Source organism: Rudaea sp. (assembly GCF_057139185.1).
On record NZ_DBNHDN010000006.1, the window covers coordinates 198,844 to 213,278 of the forward strand.

Sequence of the window (14,435 nt, forward strand, 5' to 3'; positions counted from 1 at the left end):
CTCGTCTTTGCTCGTCATTCCGGCGAAAACCGGGATGACGGTTCCATCAGGTATTTTTCAGTTTCTCCCAGCGCACGCGCAATTCGTCCAAACACAGATCCGCGGCTGCGCCCGGTGAGGTGCGCGCGGCGAGGCTTTGCTCGGGAGTGCGTCCCCGGCCGGCTTCGTCCGCCGCCGCGGCGGCCTGTTTGTAGGCGTCGCGGAACGGCACGCCGGCGACCGCCGCTTCGATGGCGACGTCGGTGGCGTACATCGCCGGGTCGATCGCCGCGCGCATCGCCGCTGCGTTCCATTGCATGCGCGCGAGCAGGTCGGGCAACAGTTCCAGCGCGGCCATGCCGCGCGTGAAGCCGTGACAGAGGCCGCCCTTGGAGAATTGCAGGTCGCGCTGGTAGCCCGAGGGCAGCGACAGAAGCTGCTCGATTTCGGTGCGGCCGGCGGCAACGCTGGCATAGCTCGCGCGCATCAACTCGACGACGTCGGGGTTGCGCTTGTTCGGCATGATCGACGAGCCGGTCGTGTACTCCGACGGCAGGTGGACGAAGCCGAATTCGGCTGTGGTGAACAGCGACAGGTCCCAGGCGAGGCGGCGCAGGTCGAGCAGGACGGTGCCGAGTGCATCGAGCGCGGCCATCTCGAACTTGCCACGCGAGAGTTGCGCGTAGATCGGCGACACCTGCATGCGCGCGAAGCCGAGTGCCCGCGTCGTGTGTTCGCGGTCGAGCGCGAGGTTGACGCCGTAGCCGGCAGCGGTGCCGAGCGGGTTGGTATCGATCCACGCGCGCGTGTCGAGGGCGCGTTGCGCATTGTCGATGAAACTTTCGGCATAGCCGGCATACCACATCGCGGTCGAGGAAACGACGGCACGCTGCAGATGCGTGTAGCCCGGCATCGGCAGCACGTCTGCCACAGCGCGCTCGAGGCAGACCTTGGCGACGTCGATGCACAACGCATGCAGCGCGGACAACCTGGCCTTGAGCCACAGTCTGGTGGCGACGAGAATCTGGTCGTTGCGGCTGCGCCCGGCATGCACCTTGCGTCCGGCCTCGCCGAGGCGTGCGGTCAGCCTCGCTTCGATTGCGGAATGGCCGTCTTCGTACTGCGCGTCGAGCACGAAAGCGCCGCTGCTGAAATCTTCCGCGAGCCGGTCGAGTTCGCGCGCGATCGCGTCACTTTCGCCCGACGTGACGACGCCGATCCGTGCCAGGCCTTCGACGTGCGCGCGGCTGGCTTCGATGTCGTGCAGGAAAAACTCGCGGTCGAGCACCACGTCGTCGCCGGCGAGGAAACGCATGATCCGCGCGTCGGTTTCGACGCCGGGCTTTTGCCAAAGCAAGCCGGGATCCGGGGCACGGGACTCGGAACTCGAAGAAGATTTCGACATGAACGGCATTCCGCAAAGAAGTTGGCGTGGATGAGTGCAATAGGGCGATGAGAGAGGCGGCTCCTAACCGAAGTCCCGAGCCCCGAGTCCCGAATCCCGTTCTCCCAACGAAATGCCTTCCAGTTCCGGGTAGCCGAGCGCGAGGTTGAGGTTCTGCATCGCCTGCGTCGCCGCGCCCTTGAGCAGGTTGTCCAGCGTGGCGACGACGACTACGCGCTTGCCGCCCGGCGCTAGGGTGAAGCCGCCGATCTGCACGCCGTGTTGGTTCGCGATACGGCTGACCCAGGGCGCATCGTCGATCACTTCGAGCAGCGCTTCGTCCTTGTATTTTTGCACATACCGCGTCTTGATCGCTTCGCGCGTCAACGGCTGCGTCAGCCACAGGTTCACCGTCATCGTGATACCGCGGAAATGCGGCGCGACATGCGGCATGAACTCGACCGGAATGCCGAGGTGCCTCGTCACCTCGCGCTCGTGCATGTGGTCGGTGAGCGCGTAGGGCATCAGGTTGTCGCGCAGCTTCTCCGGATCGTTTTTTTCCGACGGCGTCGTGCCCGCGCCTGAATAGCCGGAGACGCCGAAGCAGACCGGCGGTCCGGCGAGCAGATCCCTGAGCGGGGCGATCGCGAGCTGCATCGCGCTCGCGTAGCAACCGGGATTGCTGATCCGGCGCTGGCCGCGATATTGATCGCGGGTGAGTTCGGGAAGACCGTAGTACCAGGTGCTGTCGAAGCGATAGTCGGCGCTGAGATCGACGATGACCGGATCGGCTGATGTCGACCCGGACCGGGCCTCGTCGATCGCCTTGACCACCGCTTCGGCCTTGCCGTTCGGCAAGGCCAGAACGACGGCATCCGCATGCCTGGCGGCAACGTCTTCATGTGACAGGTTTTCGTAGCGCAGCTCGCCGTGATAGTCGGCGCTGTGATCGGCAAGTCGCTTTCCGGCGAGTTCGCGCGAGGATACGAAGGCAAGTTCGAGCTGTGGATGGCGCGCAATCAGCTTGATCAGCTCGGCGCCGGTGTGGCCGCGCGCACCGACGATGCCGATGGTCTTTCTGTTCGATGCGCTCATGCCGCTTCCTTGCTCGTTTCTGCCGCAGCCGGCTCGATCAAGGTTGGAGCCTTCATGCGGCAGTAGTCGACGCAGGCCGCGATCTCGTCGAAGTCGTCGATGCCGTACCAGAATGCCTTGAAGCCGGGAAGTTTGCAGCAGCCGTCGGATTCCGAGTAATAGAAGTGGTTGACGACGTTGCCGTGGCGCGAGCGCCAGAACAGCGACGGCGTCTCTTCGCGCATCACCTGCCATACCGCGCGGCCGAGGCCTTCGCCCTGTGCTTCGTCGAGTACGGCAAACTTGTCGAGATAGATGTGCCTGCCGGCCTCGATCAGGATCACCGCGGTGCGGTAGTTCTCGCTGACGTAGGCGCGCAGCAGCCGGGTCTTCTCGAAATAGTCCGGCGCAAGCGTGCGCGGCGCGAAACTCGATTCGATCAGCTTGCGCATGCGCGCGAGATCGAGCTGGCCCCACGCCGTCACGCGCAGCACTTTCTCGCCGCGGCGGATGTAAGTGCCCGAGCCCTTGTGCGTGAACAGCTCTTTGGCGAGTTCCGCGGGCTTGGTGATCGACACGGACGAAGTCAGTGGCAGTTTGTCGAGCAGGTCCTTGATCTGTTCGATCTTCACGCGCATGCCGCCATTGATCCAGGATTGTGCACTGAGGTGCTCGTATTCGGTGGCGAGGTTGATCGAATCGATCACATTGCCGGCGTCGTCGAGCAGGCCGCCGGTACCGGTGAGGAACACGATCTTGTAAGGCTGCAGCACCTTGATCAGTTCGTTGGCGGCGAAGTCGGCGTTGATGTTGAGAATCTGACCCGCGACGGTTTCGCCGAGGCTCGCGATCACCGGGATCGATCCGGCATTGAGGCTGGCCTCGATCGCGGCGAGGTTGACGCGATCGACCTTGCCGACGAGGCCGTATTTGTTGGGATTGAGGAAGCCCGCTTCGAACACGCCACCGATGATCGAAGTCGCGCGCGCATCGACTTTCTGCAGTGCTTCGACGAGCTTCAGGTTTTCGCCCTGCGACACGCGGCGCACGATCGCGAGCGCCGCGGGTGAGGTGACACGCAGGCCGTCCGCGGTCTCCTTGACGATGCCGGCGGCAGTCATCTCGGCATCGAGCTGCGGCCCGGCGCCGTGGATCACGATCGGGGTCAGGCCGACCTGCTGCAGGAAGGCGAGCGAGGAGACGAGGTTGTCGAGATCGTCGCGCAGCACCGCGCCGCCGACCTTGACCACGGCGAATTTCTTCGCGTCGACCTGCGAGAAGCGGCGCAGGTACTGATCGATCTCCTTCGCGCTGCCCATGCTCGAAAGCAGGCGCACGATGGTCTGGCGGGTTTGCGTGTTGGTATCCATGTCAACGGGCCTGCGATTTCAGGATGGAAATGTAGCTTTGTGCAATCTGCTGCAATTGGGACAATTCCACGAATTCGTCCGCGCTGTGCGCCTGGGCGATGTCGCCCGGGCCGCAGACGATGGCGGTGTAGCCGGCCTGCGAGAAAAGCGAGGCTTCGGTCCAGAAGTCGACGGCGTTGCCGATGGTCAAGCCGACTTCATCGGCGAAATCGCGCGCCTTGAGGCGACGTGCTTCGGCTTCGGCGATGTCGCCTGCCGGCAGCGGCGGTCCGCGGAAGGTTTCCTGGAATGCCGCGGGCTGCGCGTCGAAACCACCGCGGAAGGTTGCGAGCAGCGCATCGACGTCCATCGACGGCAGCGGGCGGAAACCGAAGCGCACTTCGGCGCTCGGCGCGATCATGTTGGCCTTGATGCCGCCGTCGATGCGGCCGATGTTGAAGCGCAGTCCGGTCAGGCCGCCGAAGCGCTGGTGCGACTGCGCTTCGACGTAGTCGAGCGCCTGGGCGCCCCAACGAATCGTCTGGTGCAGCGCGCTGTCGGCCGCCGCATTGCCGCCCGAGGCGTGGCCGGCGCGGCCCTGGAACGTCATCAACACCGAACTGATGCCGCGGTGCGCGAGTACCGCTTCGCCGCGCGTCGGCTCGGCGACGACGACGACATCGAACGGCGGCTTGTGCGCAAGAAACGCGGCGACGCAGCGCGCGTCGTTCGCTTCCTCGTCGGTCGTGAACAGGAAGGCCGCATCGCCGTCGGTCCGCGCGGCTGCGGTCAGCAATGCCGCTGCGGCGCCCTTGATGTCGCAGGCGCCAAGGCCGATCGCATGGGTGTCGCTCAAGCGCAGTTCGAATGGACTCGCCGACCAGTGTGGCGAATCGGGCACGGTGTCCAGATGCACGTTGAACAACACCTTCGGCCTGCCACGCGTGGCGAACAGGCTGACCGCGCCCGCACCGTGATCGGTGACGGTGCAGTCAAAGCCCGGCAGGTGCGCGCGCAGATGGTCGAAAATGCCGCCCGTGCCGATGTCGCGCGGCGGGTTGCGCGTGTCGAACGCGACGAGCGCGCGCAGGTGGTCAAGAGTGGTGGCGAGCAGTTCGCTCATCGACTCACGAGTTCCGGTTCACTTCGGCCCACAGCGTCGAACTCATGCCGTACAGGCGGATGAATCCTTCGGCTTCCTCGACGCCCCAGTCGGCCGACTGCGCGTAGGTCGCGCCCTTGGCGTTGAGGATATGCGGTGATGTGATCGCCACGGCGCCGACGCTGCCACCATACGTTTCGAGCACGACCTCACCGTTGACCTTGGCCTGCGAGGAGGCGAGAAAGGCTTCGAGGTCGCTCTTGAGCGGGTCGTGGAAAAAGCCTTCGTAGACGAGTTCGACCCACGCGCGCGCGATCTCGGGTTTGAAGCGATTCTGCAATTTCGACAGTACCGCTTCTTCGAGTGCGCGGTGTGCGGTCAGCAGCGCGGTCAGGCCCGGCGCTTCGAAGATGATGCGGCCCTTGAGGCCGATCGTCGTGTCGCCCGTGTACAGGCCGCGGCCGACGCCGTACCTGGCGAAGTCGCTATTGAGCCGGGCGAGAATTTCATGTCCGGGCAGTCTCTCGCCATCGAGCGATACCGCCTCGCCGTTGATGAAGCCGAGTGTCGCGCGCAGCGGTGTTGCGGGCCATTCCGCGCGCGCGGCGTTCCAGCCACGCGCACCTTCGCCGGGCGCTTCCCACTTGTCGATCTCGCCGCCCGACATGGTCACGCCGAGCAGGTTCTCGTTGATCGTGTAGCTCTTCTGCTTGGCGCGTACGCCGAAGCCGCGCTGTTCGAGGTAGTCCTGCTCGTAGGCGCGCGTGTGCGTGTGCTCTTTCTGGATCTCGCGGATCGGCGCGACGATGACGTAATCGCCGAGCGCCTTGATCGTCAGGTCGAAGCGCACCTGATCGTTGCCCATGCCGGTGCAGCCGTGGGCGATGTATTTGGTGCCGAGCTCGTCGCAGCGCTTCAGAGCCGCTTCGACAATCAAATAGCGGTCGGACACGAGCAGCGGATACTGGCCTTGATAGCCCTGGCCGGCCCAGACGAACGGCTTGACGAAACCGTTCCAGATCGCCTGACCGCCGTCGACGGTGACGTGACTGGCGACGCCGAGTTCCTTGGCGCGATTCTCGATGAAGGCGCGTTCTTCGGCATCCACGCCGCCGGTGTCGGCGAACACGGTATGCACGCGATAGCCGCGCTCTTGCAGATAGGGAACGCAGAAGCTCGTGTCGAGGCCGCCGGAGAAGGCGAGGACGATGTCCCTGGAGCCGGGATTCGGGGCTCGGGACTCGGGACTCGCAGAAGCAGTTTGGTTTGACATGATGCGGAATCTTCCAGATGAAAGAACGAAATTCGTTGGGCGCGGTGGATTTGGTGGCTCTTACGAGTCCCGAGTCCCGAGCCCCGGGTCCCGAGCCAGTGCGGCCATCACTGCCTTCTGCACGTGCAGCCGGTTCTCCGCCTCGTCGATGGCGATGCAGGCGGGCGAATCCATCACCGCGTCGGTGGCCTTGACGTTGCGGCGCAGGGGCAGGCAGTGGCTGAACACCCCGTTATTGGTCAGTGCCATCTTGCGCTCGTCGACCATGAAGTGCTTGTGCGCCTCGCGGATGGGTCTTTCCGCTTCCCAGTTGCCGAAGTAGGGCAGCGCGCCCCAGCTCTTCGCATAGACGATGTCCGCGCCACGGTAGGCCGCATCGACATCATGCGAAATCGCAAAGCTGCCGCCGTTCTCGGCGACGTTCTGTTTGGCGAAGTCGAGATAGCGCCGGTCGAGTGCGTATTCGGGCGTCGGGCAGAGCAGGGTCACGTCCATGCCGTAGCGCGTCGCGATCTGCAGCGCCGAGTTGGCGACGGCGGTGTTGAGTGGCTTCGGATGGTAGGTCCAGGTCAGCACGTATTTCTTGCCGCGCAGAGCCTGCGCCGGACTCGATCCGGGGACGGTCGTGCCGAAGTGCTGCTGCAACGCGAGGATGTGCGCAAGCTCCTGCATGGGATGCGTGATCGTTTCCATGTTGATCACGGGCACGGCCGCGTATTTCGCGAACGAGTGGATGACATGGTCCTGACGGTCGACCGCCCAGTCCTTGAATTTCGGGAACGCGCGCACCGCGATCAGGTCGACGTAGCGCGAGAGCACGCGCGCGACCTCGGCGATATGTTCTTCGGTCTCGCCGTCCATCACCGTGCCGAGCTCGAATTCGATCGGCCACGCATCCTTGCCCGGTTGCAGCACGACGGCATGGCCGCCGAGCTGGAACGCACCCAGTTCAAAACTCGTGCGCGTGCGCATCGACGGATTGAAGAACAACAGGGCGATCGATTTGCCCTTGAGATCGTCGCCAAGCTTGTTCCGCTTGAACTGCGCGGCGCGCGCGAGCAGCGCATCGAGTTCGGTGCGGCTCCAGTCCTGCGTGCTCAGAAAATGTCGGATAGCCATTCGGTCAATACCACCTTCGTTGAGAAACTCCAAAAGCAAAAACCCGGCGCGGGGCCGGGTTTTATCGTCGAATCACATGAATATCGTGCGACAGCTTACCCGGCCGTGTTGGTCGTGGTCGGTCGACGCGCGCGCGAGGTCATGCCCGCGGCCATGTAGGCGCTGGACAGGAACTCGACGGTGGCGATGGGCTGGTTCATCGATTGGAAACGTTGTTGGATGGCCAATCATGCATAAAAAAATGCCGCGGCGCAACAGGAATCTCGGGGTCTGCCTTCGAAATCGGATGGTGTAGATGGCCGGTTTCAACGCAACATCTGGTTGGACGTCGCCGGATTGCCGTCGTTCGGCGCGGGCTTGATGCCAAGCAGTTTCGCCAGCAGCGGGTACACGTCGACGTTGTCGAACTCCGGCACGACCAGTCCGCGCTTGAACGCCGGTCCGTGGGCGATGAACAGTGCGCGCATGTGCGGGTCGGCGTTGTCGTAGCCGTGCTCGCCCTTGGAGACGAAGAAGCCGGGGCGGTTGACGAACTCGCGCGTCCAGATCAGCCAGCCCGGATCGGCAAGGCACACCAGCGGGGGTATGCGCGGGTTGCTGCCATAGTGCAGGCGCGCGGGGATCTCGTCCTTCTTCCAGCAGCGCATATGCTCGTGCGGGGCGAGCAAGGCTTTCTCCATGGCGGCTTCATGCCCCGGCTTTGCGGCAAACATGGCGAGCAGGCCCATTTGCTGGACATCGAGGTCGTGCACATCGACGATATCGTCGAGGATGATGTAGGCACCTTTTTTCGTGGCGATCTGGCCGTGATCGGAAACCACGATGATATTCGTCGTGTCCAGCATGCCGCGCTGCTTGAGGCCGTCGAGAAGGCGGCCGATGGCACGATCGGTGGCGGTGAGCGCGGCGTCGACCTCGGGCGAATCCGGGCCGTGATCGTGGCCGGCATGGTCGACTGCATCGAAATACAGGGTGACAAGGTCCGGGCGTCGCGCGACGGGCAGGTCGAGCCAGGTCAGCACCTGGTCGACGCGCGCATCGGGGCTGACCTTGCCGTCGTATTCCCGCCAAAGCTCGGGGCGCACGCCGTCGATGGCGACATTCGAACCGGGCCAGAACATCGTCGCGGCATGTTTGCCCTGTCGTTCGGCTCCGACCCAGATCGGCTCGCCGCCCCACCAGGCCGGATCCGAGGTGGTGGTTGCATCCTTGTAGACGAACTTCTCGCCGCTGACCGGATCGGTGAAACGGTTGTTGACGATGCCGTGATGATCCGGATAGAGCCCGGTGACGAGGGTGTAGTGATTGGGAAAGGTCAGTGTCGGGAATGCCGGCCGCATTGCCCGTGCGTGCACACCGTCGGCGGCCAGCGTCTTCAGGTTCGGCGTCAGGCCGCGATCGAAAAAGTCGGCACGAAAGCCGTCGATCGAAATCAGGATCAGCGGCGCTTGGGCGATCGGTTTGGGCGCCGGCGCGGCGCAGGCGACGAGAAAAAGGACGCACAGCGCAACGATTGCGCGCAGGGAGGATTTCATGACTTCGGGAATTCGTTCCTGGACGACGAATGGTAACCCGGCACCACGCAAATTGTGTGGCGGTCAGAGCTGGCGCACGGCCTGGCGCGCTTCAGGCGCGGGCCAGCCGGCGGCCTTGGCGACCTGGGCGATGGCCTTGTTGGTATCGAAGTAGACCTGCCAGTAGTTGTCGTTGCTCGCATACGGGCGCACGGTCAGTACGGTGCCGAGCGTGGTGTGCTCGAGGATCTCGATGTCCGGTGCGGGCGTAGCGAGCACGTTCTTCACCTGGGTCACCGCCGCGCGCAGGCGCGCCTTCGCATCGTCGACATCGACGCCGGTGGCGAGCAGCGCGGTCAGGTCGACGCGGCGATAGGCGTTGGCCGAGTAGTTGATGATGTTGTCGGAGAAAATCTTGTTGTTGCCGACGACGGCCTTGACGTTGTCGCCCATGTCAAGGGTCGTGCCGAACAGGCCGATCTCGCGCACGGTGCCGGTGACGCCGCCGGCGCTGATCGCGTCGCCGACCTTGAACGGACGCAGGGTGATCAGGAACACGCCCGCGGCGAAATTGGCGAGCAATCCGGACCAGGCCATGCCGATCGCGACGCCGGCCGCGGCAAGCAGGGCCGCGAACGACGCCGTTTCCACGCCGAGCACGGAAAGCACGGCGATGGCGAGCAGCACGGTGAGGAGGCCGGCCGCCACGGACACCGTGTAGCGGGTCAGGGTCGGGTCGAGCTGGCGCCGGTCGAGTACGCGGCCGAGCCCCGCACCGATCAGGGCGATCGCCCAGCGGCCGACGATCCACAGCACGATCGCGCCGAGAAGCTTCCAGGCGAGCGGGACGACGTAGGCGGAAACGAGGGATTGCAACTGCGCGGGATCGAGGCTCATCGGTGCAGCTCCTGGTCGAGATCGGTGCGGGCGCGCGGCTTGCGTTGCGCAAGCCGCGATCATGGTGCGCGACGAAGGTTGGGCGGGCGCGTCGAGCCCGCCGCGGATCGCCTGGGCTACAGCGTCTGCGCGTTGAACGTGTTGCAGCTGTTGATGTCGCCCGAGGCGAAGCCGGCCTTGAACCAGCGTTGGCGTTGCGCGGACGAACCGTGGGTGAATGAGTCCGGCACGGCGTAGCCGCGCGCCTGTTTCTGCAACGTATCATCACCGACCGCGGACGCGGCGTTGAGCGCGGCGTCGATGTCGCCGGCTTGCAGCCAGTTGAGCTGCGCCTGCGAGCGGTTCGCCCAGACGCCGGCGAAACAGTCCGCCTGCAATTCCTGGCGTACCGACAGGCCGCTGGCGCCATCCATCGGCTGGCCCTGGCGCCGCGCCTGCTCAACCTTGTTCATGATGCCGATCAGGTTCTGCACGTGGTGGCCGACTTCGTGCGCGATCACGTAGGCCCGCGCGAAATCACCCTGCGCATGAAAGCGCGTATCCATTTCCTGGAAGAAATTCAGATCGAGATACACCTGCTGGTCCCCCGGGCAGTAGAACGGCCCCATCGCCTCCTGGCCGACGCCGCAGGCGGTCTGCGTGCGGCCGTGATAGAGCACGAGCTTGGGCTGCGGATAACGCTGGCCGCTGGCCTGGAAATACTGGCCCCAGACGTCCTCGGTGCTGCCGAGCACCGATTTGACGAAGTGGACCTGCGGATCGCTGCTGCCGGCAACCTGGCTGCGTGGCGGTGGCGCGACCTGCTGGCTGCCCGAATCGAGCATCGAACCGCCGCCGCTGAGCAAGGAGAGAATGTCTAGCGGATTCTTGCCGAACAGCAGGCTGACGACGACGATCAGGATGATGCCGCCGATGCCGATGTGGAAGCCGCCGAAGCCGAGCCCTCCGCCACCACCGCCGAAGCCGCCGCCACCGCCGCTGCCGTCATCCTCGACGACGTTGTCGCTTTCGCGCCCTTTCTGCCAGTCCATACCAATCTCCCTGCGTTTGCTGCGGATGCGCGAACGTTACTCGTCGCGCATCGTTGCCGCAAGAGTTGGCCGGATCGACGATCCGCATCTACGGATAGCGCACCAACACGCCGTTGCGCTTGTTCTGTCCGCCCTTGCCGTCGGGATAGCGCGCTTCGAATGCGAGCTTGCGCGGGCCGGCTGCGCGCAACGTGAACTCGCCCCGCGACAGCCGATCACAAAGACCGCTGCCGCTCGTCGGCTTGAAGTGCAGCGACCATGCATCGGCGCCGCGATCCGAATAGGTGCCCTCGCGCAGCTTGCAGGTTCTGCCCGTGTCGAGTTCGAGCGTGGTGCTCTCTTCGTCGATCGCGCCAAGCGACAGCGTCGTCTTGTCCGCATCGCGCTGCCCCTCGACCAGCGTGCGACCGATCCATTGGCCGCGAGCATCGGCCGCAGCGGCTTGTGTGACGCAGGCGAACAGCGTGCCGGCGAGCGCAGCGGCAAGCGTGGCGACGAGTGGCACATGATGTTGCGAGCGATGGGTGGGCATGGCTCCTCCGATGGTGTTGAAATGCAAGTGGGCTGATCCGGCGAACGCTGTCGCGACACGCAGTGCACAGCGCGTGCCGATGATTCCGCAGGCGCAGCTGGCGCGCATCTGCAGGAAGTCATATTTGTATACGATGCACAAAAGTGGAAAACGGTTGCGGCTATGCCGGAAGTCATGCCGGACGTGCCTTCCGGCACGTATGCGCCGCGTGCCCGGGCGGAAAGGACAAATCGTTGATAAATTCGTTGCGCGGGTGAAATCGCTTTGCGCGCGCGTCAGGCGCGATGCGCGATAATGCCGCGCCATTTTGCCGCCTCCGGGAAAACGCAATGCCGCGATCCGACTCCGCCATCCTCGGCACGCCGCTGTCCCGCGCCGCCGTGCGCGTCATGCTGCTCGGTGCGGGTGAGCTCGGCAAGGAAGTGCTGATCGCATTGCAGCGGCTTGGGGTCGAGACGATCGCGGTCGATCGCTACGCGAATGCGCCGGGCCAGCAGGTCGCGCACCACGCGCGCACGATCGCGATGGACGATCCGGCACAGCTGCGCGCGCTGATCGAGGTGGAGAAACCCGACATCGTCGTGCCCGAGATCGAGGCGATCGCGACGCCAGTGCTAGAGCAACTCGAAGCGGCCGGCGCCGTGCGCGTGATCCCGACCGCGCGCGCCGCGCGCCTGACCATGGATCGCGAAGGTATCCGCCGCCTTGCCGCGGAAGCGCTGGGGCTGCCGACGAGTCCGTACCAGTTCTGCGATTCGTTGGCCGAATTGCGCAATGCCATCGACGGAGGTATCGGCTATCCCTGCATCGTCAAGCCAGTGATGAGCTCGTCGGGCAAGGGGCAAAGCAAGATCGACGGGCCGGCCGACGTAAAGAAGGCGTGGGACCATGCGATCGCCGGCGGTCGCGTCAATCACGGTCGCATCATCGTCGAGGGCTTCATCGACTTCGACTACGAGATCACCCTGCTCACCGTGCGTGCGCGCAACGCATCGGGTGAAATCGAAACACGGTTTTGCGCGCCGATCGGGCATGTGCAGGATGCCGGCGACTGCGTAGAGAGCTGGCAGCCGCACGCGATGTCGTCGCGCGCGCTCGCGCGTGCGCAGGAGGTCGCGAAAAAAGTGGCCGATGATCTCGGTGGGCTGGGCGTGTTCGGCGTCGAGCTGTTCGTCAAGGGCGACGAAGTATGGTTCAGCGAAGTCAGCCCGCGCCCGCACGACACCGGCATGGTCACGATGATCAGCCAATGGCAGAGCGAATTCGAATTGCACGCGCGCGCGATTCTGGGGCTGCCAGTAAGCACGCAACTCAAATCGCCTGGCGCATCGGCTGTGGTCTACGGCGGCGTCGAAGGCAAGGCGCTCGCGTTCGACGGCGTCGCCGAGGCGCTGGCCGTGCCGAACAGCGATCTGCGCCTGTTCGGCAAGCCCGAAAGTTTTGTCAAGCGGCGCATGGGCGTCGCGCTTGCGTTTGCCGAGGATGTCGAAACCGCGCGGCGCAACGCGAAACTCGCCGCCGGCAAGGTCAAGCCGCGGCAGGCGTAGACTGGGTCGAGCGCAGCGAAACCCGATGCGACAACGTCAGTCACCTTTTGTCAGCGCATACAGGATGCGCGCGTCGGTGTCGTCGAGTGCCTCGCCTTCGCCGCCGCGGAAGTGGTCGTGGAAGGCATGCAGCGCCGCGGCGCGGTCGTCGAGCGCGTAGCCGATTCGGGCGAGCGCAGCCCAGGCGTCGAAGCTTGGCGGCGGTGCGACGAGTTCGCCATGCGGCCAGCGGCCGTAACCGGCCTCGGCAAGGCGTTCCCACGGAAACCGCGGACCCGGATCGGTCTTGCGCGTCGGTGCCAGGTCTTCGTGGCCGATGACCTGCGTGCGCGGAATGCTCAGACGTTCGGTCAGGTCGGCGAGCAGCGTGAGCAGGCTATTGATTTGCGCCGTGGCGAACGGCGAGACGCCATCGTTGTCGAGTTCGATGCCGATCGAGGCCGAGTTCGGGTCGGTGATCGTGCCCCAGCGTCCCGGGCCGGCGTGCCAGGCGCGCGCCTCGTCGGCGACGAGCTGGTAGATGTGCCCGTCGGCGCCGATCAGGTAGTGCGCGCTGACCGGGCCCTGGCTGTTCTCGCTGCGCAGCGTATCCAGGCTCGCCTGCACCGAGTGCTGCTCGGTGTAGTGGACGACGATCAGCATCGCCTTGCGCGCGTTGTAGTTCGGCGAGGGTACCCAGGTGGCGAGCGGGTTGTGCTTCGGCGCCGTCGCACAGGCGGCGAGGACCAGCGCGCAAATGATCGCGGCTACCAGGCGGAATACGTTCGCGGGGATGGAACGCATGAGGGAGCGAAGAGCGGGCCAGGGACAAAACGAAGGCGGCCGTCGGCCGCCTGACTGAATACGTGGTGCCGGTGGAGGGAATCGAACCCACACTCTGTTGCCAGAAACGGATTTTGAGTCCGTCGCGTCTACCAATTCCGCCACACCGGCATCGATGAGGGCGCGCAGTATAAGTCAAATCATGGCTGGCTGACCATGCCCGCCCGGCCTGCGCCTCAATGCATGGCGTCGAGGCTGAGCACGCGGCGGTCGCGGCTGTACCACTCGCTGTCGAGCGGGCGGAACACCGAACACTGGGTCATCGGCCCGCGGTAAATGTGCAGGGTGACGGCGAGCGAATCGGCGCTCGGATTGCGGATCGTGTGGTATTCGTGCGGCGGAATCAGGCTGCCGGCCGAGCCGGGGCCGACATTCATCGTGCCGCGCGATTCGAAACGGTAGCGCTCGCCGTGCTGCTCGACGAGTTCGTACGGCGTGATTTCGAGCGAGCCGTGCCACACGCCCTCGACGCACCACATGCCGGCGTGGTCGTGCACGAGCGTGCCCTGGCCGGGGCCCCAGGTCATCGCGATCACGGCGTAGCCGAATTCCTCGCTGCGGTACAGTTCGCGGCGCGCGTAGTGGTCTTTCACTTCGGCGAAAACGCATTGCGGCAGCTTGACCGCCGGGTCGCGGATCAGCTCGCACAGCGTGTTGCGCAACGCGTTGGCGATATCGGCTTCGCGGTCGTGGTCGACGGCGCGGTCGAGACGATCGACCAGATGCTGGGAGCCGGGGAAATCGAGCGCAAGCATGGGATATGCAGAAATGGCAATAACGATATGCCATTGTACTTCAATGCCGAAGGCGAT

General features: G+C 64.8%; 13 protein-coding genes and 1 tRNA gene. 1 reads left to right on the forward strand and 13 read right to left on the reverse strand.

All coding sequences use genetic code 11. From position 1 onward, the window contains the following. Positions 1 to 46: 46 nt before the first annotated feature. From argH to AC16HO_RS02310, 10 genes are all read right to left on the reverse strand, one after another. On the reverse strand, positions 47 to 1,384 hold the full coding sequence (argH, locus tag AC16HO_RS02265) for an argininosuccinate lyase (RefSeq protein WP_395642510.1): 1,338 nt from the start codon (positions 1,382 to 1,384) through the stop codon (positions 47 to 49). A 63-nt stretch (positions 1,385 to 1,447) separates the two neighbouring features. Further along, the gene (gene argC / locus AC16HO_RS02270; RefSeq protein ID WP_395642509.1) at positions 1,448 to 2,458 is read right to left on the reverse strand and encodes an N-acetyl-gamma-glutamyl-phosphate reductase; all 1,011 of its coding nucleotides are present in this window, start codon (positions 2,456 to 2,458) and stop codon (positions 1,448 to 1,450) included. Further along, positions 2,455 to 3,807: an acetylglutamate kinase gene (locus AC16HO_RS02275; protein WP_395642508.1), complete on the reverse strand. Its 1,353-nt coding sequence runs from the start codon at positions 3,805 to 3,807 to the stop codon at positions 2,455 to 2,457. The genes argC and AC16HO_RS02275 overlap by 4 nt, the downstream gene beginning before the upstream one ends. A gap of 1 nt (position 3,808) precedes the next feature. Continuing rightward, entirely contained in the window at positions 3,809 to 4,909 is a 1,101-nt protein-coding gene (locus tag AC16HO_RS02280; protein WP_395642507.1) for an acetylornithine deacetylase, read from the reverse strand. Between the two features lie 4 nt (positions 4,910 to 4,913). Further along, positions 4,914 to 6,161 (reverse strand): argininosuccinate synthase, encoded by a 1,248-nt coding sequence (locus tag AC16HO_RS02285; RefSeq protein WP_395642506.1) that lies wholly within the window; start codon positions 6,159 to 6,161, stop codon positions 4,914 to 4,916. A gap of 60 nt (positions 6,162 to 6,221) precedes the next feature. Then, positions 6,222 to 7,280, reverse strand: coding sequence for an N-acetylornithine carbamoyltransferase (locus AC16HO_RS02290; RefSeq protein ID WP_395642505.1), 1,059 nt, complete (start codon positions 7,278 to 7,280; stop codon positions 6,222 to 6,224). Between the two features lie 305 nt (positions 7,281 to 7,585). Then, positions 7,586 to 8,815: an alkaline phosphatase family protein gene (locus AC16HO_RS02295; RefSeq protein WP_395642504.1), complete on the reverse strand. Its 1,230-nt coding sequence runs from the start codon at positions 8,813 to 8,815 to the stop codon at positions 7,586 to 7,588. 63 nt (positions 8,816 to 8,878) lie between these two features. After that, on the reverse strand, positions 8,879 to 9,691 hold the full coding sequence (locus AC16HO_RS02300; protein ID WP_395642503.1) for a mechanosensitive ion channel family protein: 813 nt from the start codon (positions 9,689 to 9,691) through the stop codon (positions 8,879 to 8,881). Positions 9,692 to 9,807: 116 nt separating this feature from the next. Next, on the reverse strand, positions 9,808 to 10,722 hold the full coding sequence (ypfJ, locus tag AC16HO_RS02305; protein WP_395642502.1) for a KPN_02809 family neutral zinc metallopeptidase: 915 nt from the start codon (positions 10,720 to 10,722) through the stop codon (positions 9,808 to 9,810). An 88-nt stretch (positions 10,723 to 10,810) separates the two neighbouring features. Next, on the reverse strand, positions 10,811 to 11,254 hold the full coding sequence (locus tag AC16HO_RS02310; RefSeq protein ID WP_395642501.1) for a hypothetical protein: 444 nt from the start codon (positions 11,252 to 11,254) through the stop codon (positions 10,811 to 10,813). A gap of 329 nt (positions 11,255 to 11,583) precedes the next feature. Here AC16HO_RS02310 and purT point away from each other — a divergent pair, with 329 nt between their 5' ends. Next, positions 11,584 to 12,801, forward strand: coding sequence for a formate-dependent phosphoribosylglycinamide formyltransferase (gene purT, locus AC16HO_RS02315; RefSeq protein WP_395642500.1), 1,218 nt, complete (start codon positions 11,584 to 11,586; stop codon positions 12,799 to 12,801). Positions 12,802 to 12,837: 36 nt separating this feature from the next. Here purT and AC16HO_RS02320 read toward each other — a convergent pair whose 3' ends face one another. From AC16HO_RS02320 to AC16HO_RS02330, 3 genes are all read right to left on the reverse strand, one after another. Then, positions 12,838 to 13,584, reverse strand: a complete 747-nt coding sequence (locus tag AC16HO_RS02320; protein ID WP_395642499.1) for an N-acetylmuramoyl-L-alanine amidase — start codon at positions 13,582 to 13,584, stop codon at positions 12,838 to 12,840. 63 nt (positions 13,585 to 13,647) lie between these two features. Then, a tRNA-Leu gene (locus tag AC16HO_RS02325) sits at positions 13,648 to 13,734 on the reverse strand. A gap of 65 nt (positions 13,735 to 13,799) precedes the next feature. Next, positions 13,800 to 14,378, reverse strand: a complete 579-nt coding sequence (locus tag AC16HO_RS02330) for a cysteine dioxygenase family protein (RefSeq protein ID WP_395642498.1) — start codon at positions 14,376 to 14,378, stop codon at positions 13,800 to 13,802. Between the last annotated feature and the right edge of the window lie 57 nt (positions 14,379 to 14,435).